An 18,852-nucleotide genomic window follows, 5' to 3' on the forward strand; every position below is an offset into this window, starting at 1 on the left:
CCTGCTGGCCGTCGGCCCGCTCCTGCGGTCGCCCGTGGCCCGCGCCCTGGGTTCCTTCTCCGCGTTTTTGACGCCTGTGATTGCCTTCGTGGTGTTCGTCGCCGTCGAGTTTAAACTTCCGAGGCACGCGCAAGAGTGGTGGCCGTACGTGATTCCGTTCGTCAAGCTGCCGGCCGCCCCCGGGCCTCACATTCTGTCTTCGGCGGCATTGGGTGTCGCCGGTCTGGTTCTGTCACTCCTCGTTCAGCCCGGCCGTCCACGACCGACGGGCGCTTCTACAGAAAGGGTTTGATTATGAGTCGGCTGCGTTCCATGTCCGCGGGGTGTCTCCTGTCGGTCGCGCTTTTGACCAGCGCGCCCGGGTGCCAGGGGATCGCCAATTTTTTACTGAAACTCCTCGTCCAAGTGGGCCAGGAAGTCGCCCGGAGTTACATCGGAAAGGTGATTGAAGACAAACTTGATTCTTGGTTCTTCAACAAGGGTTCGTCCGAAAACAACGGCGGCGACGTGATCGCGACGTCGGGGGATGGCCTCAAGGGAAAGTACAACGGGATGATGGAAATTACCATCGCCCGGGACGGCGCGAACAAGCCCACCGTCGTGAAGGTGAACAGTCCGCGCATGGTGAGGGATTCGACCTCGTCGGCCTGGAAGCTCGACCCGGCCGTTATCCAGACGGCCAAGGATCGAACTGAAGAGAGTTTTGAGAAGTAACACCAACCTTAAATACAGGAGATGTTGAAATGTGGAAATTACTGCAAATGTTGGGCGCCGTCGGGTTTGTCGTCGGCGTTGTCTTCGCGCTCTACGGTCTCGTGAAACTGGGGCGCGCCGAAGAGGCCTCCGCCTCCAAACCGAAAATCGAATCGGGCGTCCCGGGGGTGGAGATTACGCGCGTCGAATCGTCCGGCGCGGCCGAATCGCACTCCCAAGGGATGACAACCTTGGTGTTGTCCGGCATGGTGCTCGCCGGGAGTGTGGGTTTGTTTGGTTACGCCACGTTGAAGGGCCGGACGCGGGTGGCTGTGTGAACCGGCCGGGCGCCGGGCGGGAAATCGGCCGGTTGTCTCCGCTCGGTTGACGGGCATTCGCCTGGGCCGTGCCCCGGCCGTTCTCAACGGCCGGAAGCTCCGGAATGAAGAAGCGCCCGGTGACTCCGCACCAGGGCATAAGCGTTAACTTAAGGCGGCCGGTTTGGTCTTTACCCCGGAGGGGCAAGGCTTCCAAGTGTGTGTTATCGCCCTCCTTTGTGTTGTGCAATGAGTCGCTGCGCGGCGACATGTCCGCCGTTGTGGCAGGTTCCCCTGTCCGGAGGTGGTTTATTCGGCCCGCGGTTGCACTTGCGGTAATCAGCCGACCTCACCCGGCCGGCCAGTTCTTTCAGCAACTCCGCCCATTGGCCGACGATCAGTTCCCGGAACGGATGCCATATTTCTGGTCGTCCCGGCCGCCGTCCGGTCCGTCGATGAGCGGCAAAAGGACGAGTCCGCGACCGGGATCTTCCGGGAATGGCTGGCCCGGCTGCTTGACGACCCCAACTGCTCCCGCCGGGCCGACTGGCTTAACGAGAAGGGTGTTCCACCCGCCCCGTGCTCCCGGAACAAGGCTTGGGACGGCCGGAGTCGGTCCAGTTCGTCCAGGTCGTCCTGGGCGTGCCGCACGGATTCGGCGTCGTGCGGTGGGACATGGACGTCCATTATGAGCTATCCCAGAAGTCGTCGGCCTTGGAGGGGCCGATGAACGGGGAACTATTCTCGGCCTATGTGGGGCAGGTGTTGGTCCCCTCGTTGCGGCCGGGAATGGTGGTGATGGACAACCTTCCCGTCCGCAAGGTCAGCGGGATCGAGGCGGCCATCCGCTCCGCGGGATGCCGGCTGGAATACCTGCCGCCGCACAGTCCGGACCTCAATCCCATCGAGAACGCCTTCTCGAAGTTGAAACGGGGCTTGCGGGATTGGGCCGCCCGGACCACCAAAGGCATTTGCAAAGCCCTGCGCCAGATCATTCCCCGCCTCCAACCGAACGAATGTCTCAACCACTTCCGGCACGGTGGCTATGCCACCGCTACGACAGCGTGAACTCCGCCATGGCAAAGCGGCCGCTGCTCGGGGATGCTTGCGCGCTTGGGCATCAGCAGGCTCTTGAGGATTGATCGCGGATATCCATAAACAAGGGCCGGACAGGCTCAGCGGTTGCGGTGGTCTTGCCGGCCGTCGGGGTCGTATTTTCGGGCCGCTTGATAGTCGGCCTCGGCCCATTTGGTCTTGCCGAGAGTCTCTCGCGCCAAGCCCCGTGTGTAGTGGAATTCAGCGAGAATATCCGGGGGCAGATCCGTCCCGAGCCTGATCGCGTTGGTCATGTCGCTGACCGTGCCGGGGTAGTCGTTCATGGCAAACCGGATTGCGGCTCTGAGACCGTGGTGACGGGCATTGTCGGGAGACAGCCGAATGGCGGCGGAGGCATCTTCAATCGCCTGATCGAATTTCTTCCACTTCAAGTAGGAGAGCGCGCGGGCATGGTGAATCCGGTCCGCACCGGGGCTGTGGCTGAGCGCCCTTGTGTACAATTTGACCGCCAGCGCGTAGTCCCCCTCTTGGTCTGATTCCATCCCTTCGCGAACCAGATCCGTGACGGGATCACGCTCCGCGTCAGCCTCCGACCGGCCTTTCGCCGGCCGTTGACAGGCGAGGGCGCCCGCGACCAGCAGGACCGCGAATGCGAACAACACGTCCTTCACAACGCCACCTCCCGGAGGGCCGGTCATTCAAAAATCCAATTCCGCAACATTGCGGATTAGGAAGCCCCCGGCGTCCCTTTCCCGGCCTTGAAAGTATTGTAATGGGCCGCACCAGCCAGATTGGCATCGCCGTTTCGGCCGGCACGGAACAAATTGTCGCAACGGCGTCGCCAGCATCAGCCGCATCACCTCGACTTAAGGACATGGCCCCGCCGGGTGAGCGGTCCAAGAACGGCATGGCGTCACGGTCAATCACATCAGGGGTTCGCCCCCCAATTGAATACGGCGCCAACGTCAGCGTTCTGTCGGGAACCGGAACCGGCTCATTTCTTGACCCGGTTGACGTCGCGGCCGACGGAGGGACATACTGGGTGGCGGCCGGGGACATGAACGGGGACGGCCGGCCCGACTTTGTCGCCGCCGAAGCCGGAGACAAGATCGGTGTCCTGATCACCTTCGGGTGTCAAATTCACCTCAAATTGACTCCGCCGGGTGGTATGTTTCGGCTGGCGAACGAATGACCGGATGATGAAGACTGTGTGTTTTCACCTGCCTCCGTCGTTCGCAGCCGTTACAATTATTCACCATGTCTCCTGTGACTCTGCTTCTGAATGCGGCGGCCGGTGGCGACCGCCTCGCCGCCGCCGACCTGCTTCCGCTCGTGTACGAAGAATTGCGAAAACTGGCGGCCAACCGGCTGGCGGACGAATCTCCGAATCAAACACTTCAACCCACCGCCTTGGTTCACGAGGCGTACTTGCGGTTGGTCGGGCCCTCCGACGAAGCCCGTTGGGAAAACCGGGGGCACTTTTTCGCCGCCGCCGCCGAGGCCATGCGCCGGCTGCTCGTGGAGAACGCCCGCCACAAGAGCCGGCTCAAGCGTGGCGGCGAATGGCAGCGCGTTGATTTGGAGGCGGCCGAGTCGATGGCGATGGCGCCGGCCGAGGATCTGTTGTCGATCAACGACGCGCTGACCCGTCTGGAGGGTCGCGACCCGGTCAAGGCCGAACTGGTCAAACTCCGCTTTTTCGCCGGGCTGAGCATGCCGGAAATCGCCCGGTCGCTGGGTCTCTCCCTGGCCACCACGGAAAGACACTGGCATTTCGCCCGCGCGTGGCTGTATTCTGAACTGGGCGACGAAGACACGGAACAAAATTCCGGAAATACGCCCGAGTCTTGAGGGGAATCCGGACCGTTTGTCGCATTGGCGGATAGCGAACCCTTTTCCGAGCAACCGGGTGACAAACGACGCTTCCTCCGTGGAGTCCCTGTTTTTCGGCGCCCTCAAACAGGCGACCGAGGCCGGACGGGCCGCTTATCTGGACTCGGCTTGCGCCAGCAAGTCGAAAAGCTGCTGAAAGCCGATTTTCGGATGGGGGAGTTCCTCCAGAAGCCCGCCGCCAATCTCCTGCCGCCGAAACCGGATCATACCGTCGAAACGAACGGCCCCGAAACCCCCGCCGTACTTCAATCCGGCGGCGGCCCCCATACCCAAGTTGAAGAAAACGATGAGGCGGGCGAGGCGGGATTTGATTTCCTTCAACCGTCGCTCCGGCCCGGCTCGCTGGGCCGCCTCGGGCACTATGAGGCGCTGCAAGTGCTTGGCAAAGGCGGGTTTGGAATTGTCTTTCGCGCCTTCGACGAGATGCTGCGCCGCGTGGTCGCCGTCAAGGCGCTGGCCCCGGCCCTCGCCGCCACCTCTCCCGCCCGCAAGCGATTTCTTCGCGAAGCCCGCGCCACGGCCGGAGTCCGGCACGACAACGTTGTGCAGGTGTACGCGGTCGAGGAGAAACCGCTGCCGTACCTCGTGATGGAGTTCATCCCCGGCGAAACGCTCCAACAACACATCGCCCGCACGGGACCGCTGGATCCGGGGGAGGTGGCGTCGATTGGGCGGCAAATCGCGGCTGGGCTGGCGGCCGCCCATGCCAACGGCCTGATCCACCGGGACATCAAGCCCGAAAACATCCTGATCGAAACCGGGCCTCGTGCCCATGTCAAGATCTCGGACTTCGGTTTGGCCCGGGCGGTCGACGACGCCAGCCTGACCCAGTCGGGAATGATCGCCGGGACGCCCATGTACATGTCCCCGGAGCAGGCGTTGGGCGAAACGCTCGACCACCGGGCGGACCTGTTTAGCCTGGGCAGCGTGCTGTACGCGATGACGGCCGGCCGGCCGCCGTTCCGGGCGAACGGCACGCACGCGGTTCTCAAGCGGGTGATCGAGGACTCGCCGCGGCCGATCCCGGAAATTATTCCCGAAGCCCCGGCGTGGCTCTGCGACATCATCTCCCGGTTGCACGCCAAAAAACCGGATGATCGGATCGCCACGGCCAGGGAAGTCGAGGCCTTGCTGGCGCGGGGGGCCGGGCCGGAGCCGGCCGCCCCGGCCCCGTCGCCCCGGAATACCACGGGGGTTGCCCCGGCGCGAGAGCCACGCTCTCGCCCCCGTCGGCGGTTCGCCGTCGTCGCCGCGATTTTGTCGCTTGTCCTCGGGATCGGTTTCGCGGAGGCGGCCGGGGTTTCCAACATTCGCGGCACGGTCATTCGACTGGCTTTTCCGGAAGGGACTCTGGTCATTGAGGCGGATGACACCGAGGTCGGCGTGAGGATCGACGGGGACGATCTCGTCATTACCGGCGCCGGGATCAAGGAACTCCGGCTGAAGGCCGGCAGCCACGCCGTCGAAACCACCAAGGATGGCGAAGTCGTGCGGCGGGAGTTGGTCAACGTCACCAAGGACGGCCGGCAGGTCGTGAAGATCAGCCGGGAAGCGCCGACGAAAGAAACGCCCGCCAGACAACCGACGAAAGAAACGCCCGCCAGACAACCGGCCGACGCGGAGACGTGGGAGCGTTCCGTGGCCCCCTTGCTCGCCGTCAAGCGGTCAAAGGCGATCAGCGCCCGCCTCAAGGAACTCAACCCGGAGTTCGACGGCCAGATCACCTTTTCCGGCATCGGCGACACCACTCTGTTTGTGATCGGAGGGGAATTGTCGGACATCTCTCCGCTCCGGGCGATGAGTCAGGCCAAGGTTGTTCATCTGGACGTGAAGAAACTGGCCGACATTTCGCCTGTCCGGGGGTTAAACCTGACGCAATTGGATTTGTTCAGAACGGCCGTCACCGACCTCTCCCCGTTGCGGGACATGAAAACGCTTGTCAATCTGGACCTGAGCGGATCAAGCCAGTTGACGGACATCTCCCCGGTCAAAAGCATGTCCTTGCAGTTGCTCACGACCGCCTTCACCGGCGTCCGGGATCTGACTCCGCTGAAGGACACGAAATTGATGTTGCTGAATTGCGGGTCGACCAAAGTGACGGACTTTTCCCCGCTCAAGGGGGTGCCCCTTCAGACGCTTCTCTGCGAAAACTCGTTGATGGACGACGCCGGACTGGAGTTCTTGAAGGACTCCAAGACTCTGAAGCATATCAACCTGAAGGGCACCAAGGTGACGGCGGCGGGGATCGACGGGCTGCGACGGGCGTTGCCGAAGTGCAAGATCGTCTGGAACGGCGGCGTGTCCGAGCCGGCCAACGCGGTAGCATGGGAACTGTCCGTGGCCGGCCTGCCCGCGGACAAACTGATGAAGGCCGTCGACGCCCGGCTGGCGGAACTCAATCCCGGCTATGCCGGCAAGGCGCAACCCAAGATCGAACAGGGAGTCGTGACCGGACTGGCGCTCCCGCCCGGCGAACTGACCGACATCTCGCCGGTGCGGGTGTTGACGGGACTTGTCGCGTTCAAGTTCGTGGGAACCAAGGTGAAGGATCTGTCCCCGCTGAAAGGTCTGAAAATTCGTGTGCTGGAGGCGATGGTCATTCCCGCGACGGACCTGAGTCCGCTGCAAGGGATGCCCCTGGTGTCGCTGGACCTGTACCATTCCCCGGGAATCACCGACCTCACGCCGCTGAAGGGCATGCCGCTCCAATATTTGAATCTCACCGGCCTGCCCATCACGGATATTTCGGTCCTCAAGGACATCAAGTCGTTGCAGCGACTTGTTATGAGCGAGATGCCGGTCACCGACCTGAGCCCGCTTCGCAACAAGAATATTTTTGAACTAATCATGATCGATTGCAAGGCGACGGATTTGGATGTGTTGAAAACCCTGCCGCTCACCCACTTGGGGATTAACGACCGTCCCGGCCTCCGGGAGTTCGTGAAATCCCTGAAGGGGTTGGAGCGGATCAACGACAAACCGGCGGCCGAGTTCTGGAAGAAAACGGACGCGAAGCCATAAGGCGGACAAGCTCGTTCGACCGCCTTTTATGGCCGAATTTTGACCGGATAACGACGGCGGCCCGCCGGGGTCGGATGATTTGCCTGGCTTCGCGATCGCGTCGGCCTCATCTGTTTGCCGGCGTGCGAATTGGAATCCTTCATCTTCCCGGGTCAAGGATGTTGTCACCGGAAAATCCCGCCATCCGACTGATGGTTCATGATACCATCAAGGCCGTCATTCTCCGCGTGAATGCATCCGGCGAACGGGGTGGCGAGCCACTTGCGAACCTTGGGATTGGTTCCGCCGGCCGGACAACAAACGGGCCGCTTCAAACCCAAGGGATCAACGGCCAACTGTGTCAAATGCCGCCACCGTTTCTTGGCTCGGCTCTGCGCCAGTCCGGAACGATTCCGAGGCAAATCCCGACCCCCGTGCAACAGGCGAGGTGCAGACGTGCGAGGCGTAACACTCCGGGATGGCCGCGACATCGCGAACTGCAGGGACACGACCAACTACATCGTGCGGCTGCTCATCCTATGGTGCCTCCGGGATCGTGTCGACAGCATCCACATCAGCCAAGAGGGAGAGTCCGCCGAGCTATTGTTTCGGCGGGACGATCAGTTCGAGGAAGGGGTGCCGCCACCGCCGCACATGATCGGGGAGTTAATCCGCGTACTTGCGGGACTGCGGCCTGCCCGTGAGCGGTGGGCGGGCTGGTGGCGGCGCAAGCATCGGACGGCCGTTCCGCAGGCTTTCGAGGGGGCGTGCCCGTTGGTTGTCGGGTCGGCCGCGGGTTCCCTCGTCTTCTCGGTCCTCCCGCACTCCGGCGGGGTATTCATGGCCTTGCAACCGGATTGTGGTCCCGCCGGGCAGGAGCAGGCGATGGCTGTGCTGGCGGCGTATCACCGCCATATAAGGGGGTTAGCTCAGACGCCGAACAGAGCGCCACGGCAGATCCCGCCGCACGACGGCTGCACAGGGGTGAAATCTCCCGAGCGGCGGGAGCCCCTGACCTCAATCATTCGGCCGCACAAGGCGGATGTCTTCAAATTCCTATCGTCGTTCCGTTTTTTCAAAGTCAAGCCGGCGGCCATCGTGCCTGCGGCCGGTCATCGTCAACGGCCTGCGCATTCCGCGATCCGGACGGGCTGCACGGCTTCCGCCTCCAGGCGTCGAGTTCGGGGCGGGCAATTTGGGTGTTTCCGCTGGTTTGCTGGTGACGATTCAGTTATAAATGGTGTCGCCGGATGATTGTCCGACAATACTATTTGTACCTCATTCTCCCAGAGGCACCCATGTCTCATCGCGTTCGCCGCGGTTTCACGCTCATTGAATTGTTGGTGGTGATTGCGATCATCGCCATCCTCATCGGTCTGCTCCTGCCGGCCGTCCAAAAGATCCGGGAGGCCGCCAACCGGATGAAGTGCCAGAACAACCTCAAGCAACTTGGCCTGGCCATGCACAACCACCACGACACCGTCGGCGCCCTGCCGCGCGGGGCCGCCAACCGGTCCCCCTATTGGGCGCACTCGTGGCAGCCGGCTGTTCTTCCGTACATGGAACTGGACAATCTGCGCCAGCTCTATGTCGACTACGACACCGGCACCCGGACGTATTCCGACCCCGCCAACGTGGCCGGGGCGACCAGCAAGCCGATCGCGACGCTGCTGTGCCCCAGCGACACGCGGGTGACCACGAACACCTACGCCGGCGTCAGCTACCACAACTACATCGTCAACTACGGCAACACGGCGATCGACGAGAGCGCCAACTGGCAGGTCGCCTCGTACAACGGCATCACCTTTCGGGGGGCGCCGTTCGGCCCCACGCCGCGAACTCTTCCGGGCCTTGCCGACGGAACCAGCAACACACTCATGATGTCCGAACTGATCCAAGGGGCGGGGGGCGACCTTCGCGGTTGCACGTGGTGGGCCACCGGCGCGGGCTTCGAGACCTCGCTGCGACCCAACGACAGCCAGCCGGACAAGTCGTGGAGCGACACCACTTGGTGCAAGACGAATCTGCCGAACCCGCCTTGCGGCCCCAACACCGGCGGCTACGCTTTCGGGGCGCGCAGCCGACACACCGGCGGAGTGAACGTCTCGATGTGCGACGGCAGCGGCCGCTTCATCACCAACAGCATCGACCCGACGGTATGGCAATCCCTGGGGACCGCCGACGGCGGTGAAACGACGACCCAGTGATACCGTGCCGGGCGTTTGTTCCGAAGCCCGCCCCTTGTCTTGGGCGGGCTTTTCCAATTGGTTCGTGCCATGTGAGGCTGCCATGCGCGTGACGTGGTTGAATCTGTTGTTGATCACGGGATGTCTGGCAATGTCCGGCGGCTGCGGGCCGACGGACGGCCGTCGCGCGGTCAAGGGAACCGTGACGTATCAGGGCAAGCCGGTTGAGAACGGAACGATCACCTTCCAGACCACCACCACCCCGCCGGCGATGGCCGGCGGGGCGCCGATTCAGGACGGCAAATACGAGATCCCCGCCGACAAGGGGCTGGAGCCGGGCAAGTATCGCGTGCTGATCTCGGCCGCCGGCCCCCCGGCCAAGCTGACCCCCGCCGAACGCGCCGCCGGCGTGTCGGCCCGCGCCTCGGAGTTGATCCCCCCCAAATACAACACCGAATCCACGCTCATGGCCGACATCAAACCCGGCGCCTCGGACCCGGTTGATTTTTCGCTTGAGTAAGCCAGCGAAAACAGGCTGAACAAGTCATTCCAGTGAATATGGCTGGAGTTTCTCCGGTGCTGGCAACTGAAATGGGCGTTCGACCAGCAAGATTGTTGAACTAAAGAAAGGCGAGTCGGCACGATGCGCGATTCTGTCTGTGAAGCCGGCTTTCCCACTGTCGAACAGTTGCGCCGTGGCATCGTGCTCAATTGCATTGCCCATGCGTTCTGGCTTGTTGCCCATGCCTCCGATACGGGAATCCAAATGGAGTGGGATCGCGACACCTACTTCGAGGACACATGCGAAGGCGAGCACTGGGCGGTGACGTTCCACGAAGGCGGGGCGGTCGTGGTATTCTTTTCAAGCGAATCAACTCGCAATCCGTTTCCGGAAGGCAGTCCGCCCTATGACCAGTCGTGGTTCTTTCGGGGGATGCCCCAATGGCTGGAGCCGGTTCGGGATCTCGCCCTGTCGGAGATGCACGACTTCAACTTCCGATGCCGGAACCCGACCGGGGCGGTCATCACGGCGGCGATGTGGGCGGACGGCGAGCGGTTCACTGCGGTTGAGCAGTGGGAGGATGTGTACCACCACAGTTGTTGGGCGTGCCGCACTCACCTCTTGCCTCCGGAAGAAGCCCTTCGGTGGTGGTTGCAGGGGATCGGCTTCCCGGAGACAGTGATGCCAGCAGCGTGGTCGCTGTACCAGCGACGGGTCACTTCGACCTCGCCCGTTGTTATGGCCGAGCCGTCGGAATGGCGGGCGCTCCTTGAGATCGCAGGCGGTGATCCGAATAGGACAGCAGGGTATGCCGAAGGGATGTTGGCCGATGTGGGCATTGTTCTCGAACCCTAAGCGAGCAGGCCAGACAAGTCGTCGCTGTTGACCAGCGGCAGATGACGGCTTTCCCAGATGTGCGATCATTCCACTCCGCCGATGGATGAGCGGGGGCTTTCAGCGAGGGCGAAGCGGATGGATGACGTGAAGGTGAATGATATTCCGGCCGGGACAATCGTCGTTCACGAAGGGCGGCGGTGGCTGGTGCTGTGGTCGGACATGGGGGGACGGTTCTGCGGTTTTTTCCTTCCGTGGGAGTTGGTCCTCCAACCGTTGCCGAGCGGCCCGCCCCGCAGTCTGCGTTGCACGACCGCCCGTCGGATGAGAGTCATCCCGGCCGTGCGGCGGGAGATGCGATTCGTGTGCCGCCAACACGACGAGTTGTTGCTTCTGGAGCCGGCATCCGAAGAGATCGTGTCACTGCCCGCCTGCCGAACCCGGTTGGACATCGATTTGCTGGAGGAAAACGAGGAGGTTGTTGTTGTGTATTTCGGCGACCGACCGCAGTGGGTCACAAAACACGCCGAACCAATCGCGGCAGGCGGATAGGGGATATCAGTCGGCGTAATGTGGCCGAAGTTGCTTCGGCCCCGGTGTCTGAGTTTAGTCGTTTGGCGAACGGGGACGATGATTGCATGAAGTCATTGACGGCCGAGCAGTGGGCGGATATCGACTCCCATATATTCCGCGGTTATCTTGTCGGGGTGATCCGCATCCGAGAATTCTGCGGGGTCAGCTTAAACGAGGCCAAGGGCATCCACTGGGATCGATACAAACAACTCCGGATCGAGCATGACGCAGAATTCGGGCGCACCGACGCGGAGTATTGCGAGGGAATCCTAGAGTGAGTCGCATGAGCCGGACAAGTCGTCTCAGCCATCCCGGCCCGGCGGCTGAGCTTTGGTGTTTGTCGGCAAAGGAGACAGCATGTCGGTCAAGCGCATGGACAACGTCGGCATCGTGGTCGAGGACATTGATGCCGCCATTGATTTCTTCACCGAACTTGGCCTTGAACTGGAGGGCCGCGCCCCGGTCGAAGGAGATTGGGCGGACGGCGTCACCGGGTTGCGCGGCATGCGTGTCGAGATTGCCATGATGCGCACGCCGGACGGCCACAGCCGGCTTGAGTTGTCGCGGTTCCTCGCGCCGACCGTGGTCGCCGATCATCGGAACGTCCCGGTGAACTCGCTCGGATACTTGCGAGTCATGTTCACCGTGGAGGACATCGACGACACGCTCGCCCGGCTCGCAAAACGCGGCGCGGAGATCATCGACAAAGTGGTTCAGTACAAAAACGCCTACCGACTCTGCTACCTCCGGGGCCCCGAGGGAATTCTCATTGGACTCGCCCAGCAACTCGGGCAACAAATTTCTCGGGCAAATCCCATGAGACAGGCACAGACCTGAAGGGGATGTGGCAGGGCGGGTTGGCGGAGGCATCGTGGCGCCGCCGACCAAGGACCAACGGGCCGGGTCGTCCGGCAAAAGAAAAGGTTCGGTGGCGAGAGTGTGTTCAGACGAGGAATTGGCCGAGTACCTTGGCGGCCGTGACATTCCCTTGGCGGCGTACTTGCTCGTGGGCGAGCCGGGCGGCGACCTGCCGTGCGTCTGGCTCCCGGAAGTCGGGTTTCGGCACATCATCATCGAGACGGCCGGACTCGACCACGCCGCCACCGCCTTCCTCGCACGGCGTGGGACACGGCGGTTCCCCGACACGACGGCGGTCCTTGCCGCCGCCCATGTGGAGCGGTGGCCGGGGTGGGAGCAGCGCTCGCCGGTTGCCCATGAGTAAAGGCAAGCCGAACAAAGCGTTGCCGTTGACCGGCGACCTCTGTCGCCGTGAAGTGGTCGGAGGTTCTCCGGCGCCGGCGGCTGTGCTCAGAAGTTCGACGACGGAGGGCTTGTGGCGGTGGCTATCGAAGGCAGCAAAACAGTAGGCCCCCGCCGAGCCGACCCGGCGCCATCCGGGTTCGCGGTAAACGTCATCTGGTTCACCCCGGTGCGTGCCGGCGGCCCGTACCATCCGGTGACGAGCGTTGCCGGTCTGCTCGCTGTCTTGGAGCCGTACCGGGATCATGAGCGGCTGGCTGTGTTCCTGAACCGTGATGGGGGTGACAACGGGGCGGTATGGGTCCACCTAACCGGGGACCGGGCGTGGGTCACGCACTTCACCGAGATGGGCGGGATCGATTCATACTGCCGGGACGCGGGATACGGCGGGCCGGACGAGATGGTGGGGTTCCTGCTCGATAACGGCCAACTCGACGACATCCATCGGTATTGGACGGTCACGCGGGCGGGGGGGCTGCAGGCGCTGAAGTATTTTCTCCTGCACGGCGAACGCGATCCCGGCCTGAGTTGGGTCGAGCAGCCGCAGTCGCTCCAAGACGCCGAACCGGGCGATGCAACAGACCGGCGGCCTCCGTCGCAGTGAAACGGCCGGAGAACCTCCGGCGGCAATTGAACTCCGTCGTTCGGCGGAAGGAGGCGGAAGGGCATGACTGCCGATGGCGATGATGTCCGCATGGAATTCGATCCGGCGGAGTGGATTCCTGACTGGTTCTGGGATCGGATCCATCAAGGCGGGCAAGACCGCGCCCGATTTCAGGAAGTGTGTCGCCAAATGGAGCGAGGGGAACTGGCCGAACTCATCTACAAATTTGATGAGTTAACCAACATCTTCATTAACCCTCCCTTTCGTCCTCCTTTCCCTTCGCTGGAGGCTTGGCTGGAAGACACGGCCCACTGGGTGCTTTCCCAGGGGAAGGAATTCTTCGATCAAGTCTGGCAGAACCCTGCCTTGTTCTGGACGTTGAAGAATGACAACATGAGCGTGACTCAAGCAGAACAAGGCTATCAAGGCATACCTGAACTTGTGTGGACTGAACGATTTCCCGGAGAAGACATCCCCGGGCATCGCCAAGACGAATAAGCACGCCGAACCAAGCGTTGCAAGTGACCGCCGCCCGCCCGTTTGACAGGCTGGCTCTGAGCGGGCGGCGGGAACGCGATTGCCCAAAGGCGATCCCGGCAGGCAAACGACGGGCAAAGTCATCCGTGCCGATGGACGACGCGGATTGACAACGACGAAAGACAAAACACGTTGCCCGGCGACGGTCGTCGGATGAGAGAACGGGGTTTTAGGCCAACAAATCGTCGCCGTTGACCGACGGCCTTTGTCGTGGTGTGATGGTCGGAGGTTCTTCGGCGTCGGCAACTGAACTTTGGCGTTTGGCAGGAAAGGGCGAATCCGTGGCAATCCGTTACACCGTTTACTGCCGGAAGAGTGTCGCGGGGGTGACGCCGGAGCAACTGCTTGCTGGCAGCCGCGAGGCCGATCTGCACACGATTGCCGAGAACGACGACATCCCTGACGACGTGATCGTGGATGCGCTGAGGCAGCTACGGATTCAGAATGTCGATCCGCCGGGGTTCCGCTTCTATCGCTTGTGCTACCGCCCGGATGGCGTGAGGCAGATCGATGTGGAGCGGTGGCAAACCGCCGACGAGGTTCTCGCGGTGGTGGCCGAGGTACTGGAGGGGTTGGAGGACAAGGGGCATCCGGCGCTGGATCGCATCCGCGCCTGCCTCGGGCAAACCGTGGACATTGTCAACGCCTCCTTCGGATCAGCGCCGGGCGAGAAGATGGCCCCGGTGCTGGCATCCGAGGTCACCCGCTGGCTCGCCCAACAGTTCGACGGCATCATCCGGGCGGCCGATGATTCGTGGTGGCAGTTGGGCGTCCACGGTGAGTATCAGCCGCTGCGTCCCTGACGGCGGAGGCAGGCCGAACCAATCGCCGCGCCTGACGGCCGTTTAAAGCCGCAGGCGAGCTGTGTCGACGATGAAGCCGACGTTGAATCAAGCCACTTCTGATTGATTTTCCGGGGGAGCCATGTGCGGAAGGAGGCCCGTCGGCCACGGAAGGCCTCCTTCCGAAGCGGAGCGGCCGCCACTTTTCGGCCCTCATCCATCAACCGCTGTTGATCCGTTTTCGACGAGCCGCCGTTCACGCCGCGCTCGACGATCCGGGATCAGGCCCGCCGATCACTCGTCCGGCGGACAGGTCAACTGGCGAGTTGGTGTTTGACACCGGCCGATGCGCCGGTTACGCTGACGGCCGTTCAGCCGTCGCGTAACGCAACAGACGGCGACTGAAACAGGCCAACTCACAAGTCGGGGCGAGCGCCCGGCCAAGTTGGTCCAATCACTGTTCGGCTGCAGAGGCATAACGAGATGAGTTGTCGATGGGCATTACGTACCACTATGCGAACCTCACGAAACGCGAGTGGTTCTCCACGGACGCGCTCGGCGGGAATCCCAAATTTGGTGGCGTGGGCCTCAACCTAACCGCTCGCGGGTTTGACCTGCTTCTCGTTCGCGGTTACACCCAAGCGGGGACTGACGGCCCGGTTCGTGTTGGCCGTTGGTCGGGGGATTCGGTCACCATCGTTGGCGACACGGATGACGACTGGCTGCGGTATCACGACGAGTTCGCCGACCTGACGGCAGATATCATCCTGCTGGTCGTATCCTGTGATGGGTTCGAGCGTGTCGGTGACGCTGCGGCGGAGGACAGCGGCCTGTTCATGCAGTTGTGTCACTTGGTCATGACGCGCCAAGCACCGGAGTTGGAGGCGCACATGCGGCAGCGGTTCGGGATGCGGTTCTACTCACAGTATCAGGAGCAATGCCGCGAAAGTAGCTCGTTCAAACCCAAAGACCTCGTGCGGCCAGCATAGGACTGACGGGCGTGGCTTCAAAAGACAGGCCGAACAAGGCACTGCAGCCGACGGCGGGGGCATGTAGGCTTTCCCGGACGTGTAGCTCGCCCGGCTCCCCGCCGCTGCTGAGTTTTGGCGTTCGACGGCGGAAGAACTTTTCTTCATTGAATCGGAGTGCTTCATGGGTCGATACATCGATGGCTTCGTGATACCAGTGGCGAAAGATCGCGTCGAAGAGTATCGGGGCGTGGCCGAGAAGGCGGCGCTGGTTTGGAAAGAACATGGCGCCCTCGACTACTGGGAATGCGTCGGCGATGACTTGGGCGGGGACGACCTATGCCACGGCTCGTTCCCGCAATTCGTCCGGGCAGGCGCCGATGAAACCGTGATATTTGCCTGGGCGGTTTTTGAATCACGTGAACACCGAGACCTGGCCAACGAGAGGATCATGGCCGATCCTCGAATCAAGGAGATGATGGACCCCGACAAGCCGCTTTTCGATTTCAAACGCATGGCACACGGTGGCTTCAAGGAATTGGTGCATGCGTAATGGGAAGGCTGCCGAAAGTCAGGTTTGCCGAACAAGTCGTTGCACCTGACTGCGGCGGCATCAGGTAAAATCGGGGTTTAAAGTCTCACCGGCCGCCCCGGCCGCTGAGTTTGGTCGTTCGACAAGGGGGTACGCCATGCTCGCAAATGCCGCCCCTGGCTTGAGCGTCGTGGGAAACGCGCTGTTGGCCGGGATCGGCATTATTCTCGCCGTCGTCGTGCTCTGGCTCGGGTTGGCCATTCTGGCCGGCGTTCACAAGGGGCGAGACAGTTAGCGCCGAACAAAGCGTTGCGGCAGACCTCGCCCTCAGCCGTTGACCATTTGTTATGGTCGCTGAGGCGGGGCAGCTGAGCGGTGTCTTTCGGCGGCAAAGTAGCCGCCAAGGGTAGTTCATATCACTCTCACGGAAGGGTCTGTCAATCATGATCGCATTCAATCTCAGGAATTCGACGGCAGTGCTGTTCGCTTCGTGCTGCATCGTCAGCGTCGCGATGTTCCATCCGCCGGTCGCCGGCCAATCGCCTGTTCCGGAGAAGAAGGACACGACTGTCAAAGTTGCCGCCGGGGGGCAAGTGGGATCCGACAAGGACAAGATTCAAGGCAACTGGCGGATCATGTCTCTCGATTTGGGGTTCAAGGTAATCAAGCGAGAGGACGAGTTGGCCGAGTGGAAGGACACTTTCGACACGGAGATGGTCTTCAAGGACGATCGGCATGGTCAGGCCGGGCAAGGTGGCTCCAAGTTCAAACTGGATGAGACCCGTGACCCGAAACAGATCACCGTTTACTCTGACGACGGCAAGCAGACGTTCCGAGGAATCTACACCCTCGAAGGCGACACCTTGAAGATGTGCATGAATGGCGACGGAACGAGCGTGTGCCGACCGGAGGAGTTTGTGACGAAGAAAGGGCAGGCGGTCATTATTACCACCCTCAAGAGAGCGGCGGCAAAGAAGTAGAGTGATGTCGCCCGGACGCCGGGCCACGCGTTGACGCAGACAGGGGGCTCAAGTCGGCTTTTCGTGAGTCATCGCCCCTCGGCGTACCCGACTGCTGAGTGTTGCCGTTCGGCCATCAAACCCCGGCGCGATGATGGAGCATCTGTAACAGGTGCGGGAACTTCACGACGGGGATTTGCGTCAGGGATGGGGGAGGAAGATCTTATGCTTACTCGAACGGCCGCATCTGTTGGGCTGCTGGCGCTTTCGCTCGGCGCCTTGTGCGGGCAAGACAAAGACGGGGCTCCCGGTAACCCACCGACGGCGTTGATCGCCGCGGGGATCGACAAGGACGGCACCCTGCTGTTGGTGCAGTACAAGACGATCTATCTCCAGCCGACCGCGCAGGGCGGGGGCGGGCCGATCTACAACGAGAGGTCTCTGAGCAAGGCGGCTCTCAAGGGCGTCAAGATTTACGGCCGGGAGGGGAAAGAGTTGACCGTCGAGGCCGCCCGCGAATCGCTCGGGAGCAAGGAAACGCCCATCCTAGTCTCGTCGTGGGGGGAGAAACTCCCGCCGTTCTATCGGACGGTATTCAAGGACGATGTCCTCTTATTTGCATTCCCACAACAAGCGCCGACGTGGAAGCCGATCCAAGAACCCGAAGTGCCGGTCAGGAAGTGACGGCCTCGCCGCGGCAGATTGTCGCCGGGCCGCCGGGTGCCACACCGGGTTAGGGCGGCATATGGTGTTTCTCCGGGTTCACGCTCGCCCTGCCGCTTCGGCGGGTAAGCTCGGTCATTTGGTCACAACAATTTTTGAGGGCAGGCACGATGAATCAGCGTATTGTCTCGGTTGTCGTTCTCCTTGCGCTGTCGTCGGCCGGCAGCGCCCAGGACGCGAAACTCACGGTTGATCTGGCCAAGAAACTGCTCCCGGAGGCCGCCGGCATCAGCAACGCCGAGTTCAAGGATTTTTTGGAGAATCCCAAGCCGGATGCCGTCAAGAGCAAGAGTTTGTCGTTCGTGTTCCTCACACTCCGTCCCACGATGAACCCGGCCGCCGACAAGGAGTTTCGTATTCTGGGGGAGGATCTCGCCGTGTCGCAGATCACCCAGGCGATGTGGATTTCCAAGGAGCAAGGCTACGCCTCTTTTATCCAGGCAAAGAACATCACCGAATGCACCTGTGAATCGACCGCCGAGCGCGCCGAGGGGGTGGTTTCCTTCAAGAGCGACTTGTTCGCCGGGCGCATCCCCTACGTCGCGAAGGCGACAAAGGACGGTTGGATCATCACCGAGTTTCGGCTTCCTCAATACAAGATCAGGGTTGTCCGCGGCAAAGACGGCGTTTGGAGCCAGGAAGCCTTGGCAGTTAAGTGAGGCTGGCCGAATAACCCCGTGAATGCGCTGATTTTGCCCGCCCGTTGAGGAAGGGCTTCAACCATGAAAGCGATCCTCGGCGATATCGACGGCAACCTTGAGGCTCTGAAGGCCGTCCTCGCCGATATTGAGCGGCAGGGCGTTGATTCTGTTTGCAATCTTGGTGACACGCTCGGATATGGTCCGAATCCGGTTGAATGCCTCGACCTCGCCATGCGGATGTCGGTCGTCCTTTTGGGCGCCTTTGACCACGCCGTCTTGTTCGGTTCGGAGTCGCCCCGTTCCGGCGAAGATCATCTTTTGTGGACGCAAACCCAACTTGAAACGATAGGCGAACCGGCCGATCAACAGCGACGACGCGCCTTTCTGAGCGGCTTGTCGAGCCTTCACCGGGACGGGAACATCCTTTGCGTCCACGGGTCGCCCCGCGATCCGCTTCGAGAGTACGTCTTCCCGGAGGATGTTTACAATCTTCGGAAGATGAGCCAAATCGGGGCCGCGTTCGACCGGCTTTGCTTCGTCGGCAAAACGCACATTCCGGGTGTTTTTATCGAGCGTTCGCCCGATGGCTGGGAGTTTGTCCAACCCGAGGAATGCGATCAGGGATTCCATGTCGTCGGCCACAAGCTGATCTGCAATGTCGGATCGGTCGGCCAGCCACGTGACGGTGATCCCCGGCCGTGTTACGCCCTGTTCGACGGCGAGCGGATTTGGTTCCGGCGGGTTGACTAAGCATGCGGCCGGGGTTGGATGTGAGGTTTTCTTGATCCCCAT

General features: G+C 61.9%; 26 protein-coding genes. 24 read left to right on the plus strand and 2 right to left on the minus strand.

The window, feature by feature from the left end; translation table 11 throughout:
- From BGIM_RS67160 to BGIM_RS0116470, 4 genes are all read left to right on the plus strand, one after another.
- Positions 1–292: hypothetical protein (locus tag BGIM_RS67160; protein WP_238537658.1), on the plus strand; the 292-nt coding region annotated here is incomplete at its 5' end.
- Between the two features lie 20 nt (positions 293–312).
- Entirely contained in the window at positions 313–714 is a 402-nt protein-coding gene (locus BGIM_RS0116460) for a hypothetical protein (RefSeq protein ID WP_029630105.1), read from the plus strand.
- A gap of 29 nt (positions 715–743) precedes the next feature.
- Positions 744–1,031, plus strand: a complete 288-nt coding sequence (locus BGIM_RS0116465) for a hypothetical protein (RefSeq protein ID WP_020470837.1) — start codon at positions 744–746, stop codon at positions 1,029–1,031.
- 558 nt (positions 1,032–1,589) lie between these two features.
- The gene (locus tag BGIM_RS0116470) at positions 1,590–2,078 is read left to right on the plus strand and encodes a transposase (RefSeq protein ID WP_020470838.1); all 489 of its coding nucleotides are present in this window, start codon (positions 1,590–1,592) and stop codon (positions 2,076–2,078) included.
- Positions 2,079–2,185: 107 nt separating this feature from the next.
- On the opposite strand, the gene BGIM_RS0116475 is transcribed toward BGIM_RS0116470, so the two are convergent.
- Entirely contained in the window at positions 2,186–2,764 is a 579-nt protein-coding gene (locus BGIM_RS0116475; protein WP_020470839.1) for a tetratricopeptide repeat protein, read from the minus strand.
- A gap of 209 nt (positions 2,765–2,973) precedes the next feature.
- On the opposite strand from BGIM_RS0116475, the gene BGIM_RS0116480 reads away from it, so the two are divergent.
- The 5 genes from BGIM_RS0116480 (at position 2,974) to BGIM_RS0116515 (ending at position 9,665) form a co-directional block, all read left to right on the plus strand.
- Positions 2,974–3,258 carry an FG-GAP repeat domain-containing protein gene (locus BGIM_RS0116480; RefSeq protein WP_162136265.1) on the plus strand — a complete coding sequence of 95 codons (285 nt, stop codon included), beginning with the start codon at positions 2,974–2,976 and terminating at the stop codon, positions 3,256–3,258.
- A gap of 65 nt (positions 3,259–3,323) precedes the next feature.
- Positions 3,324–3,917: a sigma-70 family RNA polymerase sigma factor gene (locus BGIM_RS0116485; RefSeq protein ID WP_020470841.1), complete on the plus strand. Its 594-nt coding sequence runs from the start codon at positions 3,324–3,326 to the stop codon at positions 3,915–3,917.
- A 150-nt stretch (positions 3,918–4,067) separates the two neighbouring features.
- Positions 4,068–6,980 carry a protein kinase domain-containing protein gene (locus tag BGIM_RS57630; RefSeq protein WP_020470842.1) on the plus strand — a complete coding sequence of 971 codons (2,913 nt, stop codon included), beginning with the start codon at positions 4,068–4,070 and terminating at the stop codon, positions 6,978–6,980.
- Positions 6,981–8,257: 1,277 nt separating this feature from the next.
- Entirely contained in the window at positions 8,258–9,166 is a 909-nt protein-coding gene (locus BGIM_RS0116510) for a DUF1559 domain-containing protein (RefSeq protein WP_020470845.1), read from the plus strand.
- 82 nt (positions 9,167–9,248) lie between these two features.
- Positions 9,249–9,665, plus strand: coding sequence for a hypothetical protein (locus BGIM_RS0116515; protein WP_052639845.1), 417 nt, complete (start codon positions 9,249–9,251; stop codon positions 9,663–9,665).
- A 24-nt stretch (positions 9,666–9,689) separates the two neighbouring features.
- On the opposite strand, the gene BGIM_RS67165 is transcribed toward BGIM_RS0116515, so the two are convergent.
- Positions 9,690–9,890 carry a hypothetical protein gene (locus BGIM_RS67165; RefSeq protein ID WP_238537660.1) on the minus strand — a complete coding sequence of 67 codons (201 nt, stop codon included), beginning with the start codon at positions 9,888–9,890 and terminating at the stop codon, positions 9,690–9,692.
- 21 nt (positions 9,891–9,911) lie between these two features.
- On the opposite strand from BGIM_RS67165, the gene BGIM_RS0116520 reads away from it, so the two are divergent.
- The 15 genes from BGIM_RS0116520 to BGIM_RS60400 all read left to right on the plus strand — a co-directional run bounded on the left by BGIM_RS0116520 (position 9,912) and on the right by BGIM_RS60400 (position 18,810).
- A complete protein-coding gene (locus BGIM_RS0116520; RefSeq protein WP_238537662.1) occupies positions 9,912–10,502 on the plus strand; it encodes a hypothetical protein in 591 nt (196 codons plus the stop codon).
- 117 nt (positions 10,503–10,619) lie between these two features.
- Complete coding sequence (locus BGIM_RS0116525; protein ID WP_020470848.1) at positions 10,620–11,033, plus strand: hypothetical protein; 414 nt, start codon at positions 10,620–10,622, stop codon at positions 11,031–11,033.
- A gap of 86 nt (positions 11,034–11,119) precedes the next feature.
- Positions 11,120–11,332 carry a hypothetical protein gene (locus BGIM_RS0116530; protein ID WP_020470849.1) on the plus strand — a complete coding sequence of 71 codons (213 nt, stop codon included), beginning with the start codon at positions 11,120–11,122 and terminating at the stop codon, positions 11,330–11,332.
- 79 nt (positions 11,333–11,411) lie between these two features.
- A complete protein-coding gene (locus BGIM_RS0116535; RefSeq protein WP_020470850.1) occupies positions 11,412–11,891 on the plus strand; it encodes a VOC family protein in 480 nt (159 codons plus the stop codon).
- A 34-nt stretch (positions 11,892–11,925) separates the two neighbouring features.
- Positions 11,926–12,276, plus strand: coding sequence for a hypothetical protein (locus BGIM_RS0116540; RefSeq protein ID WP_020470851.1), 351 nt, complete (start codon positions 11,926–11,928; stop codon positions 12,274–12,276).
- Between the two features lie 117 nt (positions 12,277–12,393).
- Positions 12,394–12,918, plus strand: coding sequence for a hypothetical protein (locus tag BGIM_RS0116545; protein WP_157369149.1), 525 nt, complete (start codon positions 12,394–12,396; stop codon positions 12,916–12,918).
- A 63-nt stretch (positions 12,919–12,981) separates the two neighbouring features.
- Complete coding sequence (locus BGIM_RS63000) at positions 12,982–13,416, plus strand: hypothetical protein (RefSeq protein ID WP_020470853.1); 435 nt, start codon at positions 12,982–12,984, stop codon at positions 13,414–13,416.
- Between the two features lie 320 nt (positions 13,417–13,736).
- Complete coding sequence (locus tag BGIM_RS0116555; RefSeq protein WP_157369151.1) at positions 13,737–14,258, plus strand: hypothetical protein; 522 nt, start codon at positions 13,737–13,739, stop codon at positions 14,256–14,258.
- Between the two features lie 473 nt (positions 14,259–14,731).
- The gene (locus tag BGIM_RS0116565; RefSeq protein WP_020470856.1) at positions 14,732–15,226 is read left to right on the plus strand and encodes a hypothetical protein; all 495 of its coding nucleotides are present in this window, start codon (positions 14,732–14,734) and stop codon (positions 15,224–15,226) included.
- A 163-nt stretch (positions 15,227–15,389) separates the two neighbouring features.
- Positions 15,390–15,758, plus strand: a complete 369-nt coding sequence (locus BGIM_RS0116570) for a DUF1428 domain-containing protein (protein WP_020470857.1) — start codon at positions 15,390–15,392, stop codon at positions 15,756–15,758.
- Between the two features lie 136 nt (positions 15,759–15,894).
- Entirely contained in the window at positions 15,895–16,032 is a 138-nt protein-coding gene (locus tag BGIM_RS63005) for a hypothetical protein (protein ID WP_020470858.1), read from the plus strand.
- Positions 16,033–16,180: 148 nt separating this feature from the next.
- On the plus strand, positions 16,181–16,717 hold the full coding sequence (locus BGIM_RS0116580) for a TIGR03067 domain-containing protein (protein ID WP_020470859.1): 537 nt from the start codon (positions 16,181–16,183) through the stop codon (positions 16,715–16,717).
- 204 nt (positions 16,718–16,921) lie between these two features.
- Complete coding sequence (locus tag BGIM_RS0116585) at positions 16,922–17,380, plus strand: hypothetical protein (RefSeq protein ID WP_157369153.1); 459 nt, start codon at positions 16,922–16,924, stop codon at positions 17,378–17,380.
- Between the two features lie 149 nt (positions 17,381–17,529).
- Positions 17,530–18,078, plus strand: a complete 549-nt coding sequence (locus BGIM_RS0116590) for a hypothetical protein (protein ID WP_020470861.1) — start codon at positions 17,530–17,532, stop codon at positions 18,076–18,078.
- A 63-nt stretch (positions 18,079–18,141) separates the two neighbouring features.
- Entirely contained in the window at positions 18,142–18,810 is a 669-nt protein-coding gene (locus BGIM_RS60400; RefSeq protein ID WP_072022265.1) for a metallophosphoesterase family protein, read from the plus strand.
- Positions 18,811–18,852: the final 42 nt, after the last annotated feature.

The sequence above is a fragment of the Zavarzinella formosa DSM 19928 genome (assembly GCF_000255705.1).
Lineage (GTDB): Bacteria > Planctomycetota > Planctomycetia > Gemmatales > Gemmataceae > Zavarzinella > Zavarzinella formosa.